Raw genomic sequence first — 1365 nt, 5'->3', positions numbered from 1 at the left:
CTTATGGGCATAGTATTCCAGCAAAAAACGAACTCGTGAACGCTTTTAAAATTCTTTCTGCTCGAGGCAAAGCGTTAGCCAGTGCACAATCAAACCTACTCCAGATCCAACGCAACATTTATACCACGCAGTGCCAAAAAGCATTGAGTGAACGTGAAGAAGACCGTCTAAATAGGTTAGTTGGAACCTTGCATCCTTGTATGTAATAGGCATATGGTGGTTAGCTACCATCACACGAAGCGGAGTGAGCTTGTTAGCCTCCTGAATGGTGAGAACCTTGATTTGCAGCAAAAGCCCTCCGCTTCACCTTTCACGCCAGCATTAACATTGAACGGTTGCCAAGAGCAATGACTCTGCATGTACAAGGGTAATAGGCGTGATGGTCCAGTGAAAGGAGAAAACGTTTATGTTTCAGTTAGGTATTGATGTCAGCAAGAAAACTCTTGACCTGTGCTTGTTGCGCGAAGGTGTAAAAGGAAGGGTAAAAACCCGCAAGCTTAAAAACGATCTTAATGCCGCCAGCGCTGTAATAACCTGGCTTCGCAAGCAGAACTGTGACCCGACTGATATCCATATCATCATGGAGGCCACCGGGGTTTATCACGAATTGCTGGCTTATGGCCTTCACAAATCCGGAGCAATAATATCGCTTGCTAATCCCCATCGGGCAAGGGAGTTCGGACGGGGCATGGATATTTTAACGAAAAATGACAGTGTTGATGCTTACATGCTCGCCTGTTACGGCGCACTTAAAGTGCCTGAACGATGGGTTCCTCCGCCTGAAAATGTCCGTTATCTCAGTGCACTTCTTCGCCGACGTGATGCGATTGTTACCGACAGAACCCGTGAAAAAAACAGGATGGAAAAATGTCGGGCAACAGACGTCCCTCCTGCTGTGACTGAATCCATCGAAAATGCCCTTCGTAACTTAAGCACGGAGATTGAGAATCTGGATGCTCTTATCCTGACTCACCTTGACCAGAATCCTGAATTAAAAAAGGATTTTGACCTACTGACATCAATAAAATCCGTCGGTTTTCAGTTAGGCACGAGTTTCGCACAGGCATATAAAATTCTAAAAATGGCTTAAAAGCAATGATTAATCTGCAAGTTACTAAAAAACATAAATTTTCTTAAATTACAATAAGTTGTATTTGATTTATAAGGTTTTGACTATTTATATATCATGCTGAATTAAACTTAAAAATAGAGCGTTTTTTTATTGGTGCGAAACTCGTGTTAGGTATGAATATGCTGGTTATCCTACGGAGTCATCGTTTCGACACAGCAGAGCAGGTTGCAGCATTTCTGGGCGTGGTTCCTGTTGAAAAATACTCCGGCACATCGGTCAGAGGAAAACCGAAG

General features: G+C 43.4%; 2 protein-coding genes and 1 pseudogene. All 3 read left to right on the top strand.

The window, feature by feature from the left end; genetic code table 11:
- Positions 1-206: hypothetical protein (locus tag CBG25_RS14705; protein ID WP_290607556.1), on the top strand; the 206-nt coding region annotated here is incomplete at its 5' end.
- A gap of 200 nt (positions 207-406) precedes the next feature.
- On the top strand, positions 407-1090 hold the full coding sequence (locus tag CBG25_RS14700; RefSeq protein WP_290607554.1) for a transposase: 684 nt from the start codon (positions 407-409) through the stop codon (positions 1088-1090).
- Positions 1091-1221: 131 nt separating this feature from the next.
- A pseudogene (locus CBG25_RS14695) lies at positions 1222-1365 on the top strand (transposase); the annotation flags it as partial.

Source organism: Arsenophonus sp. ENCA (assembly GCF_002287155.1).
Lineage (GTDB): Bacteria > Pseudomonadota > Gammaproteobacteria > Enterobacterales > Enterobacteriaceae > Arsenophonus > Arsenophonus nilaparvatae.
The sequence above is the reverse complement of the archived record's forward strand: the minus strand, read 5'-3'. Positions and strand labels throughout refer to the sequence as shown.

Bases quoted from the DNA above. Each gene is read 5' to 3' on its own strand.
- CBG25_RS14700 (WP_290607554.1), top strand. From the start codon at position 407: ATGTTTCAGTTAGGTATTGATGTCAGCAAGAAAACTCTTGACCTGTGC.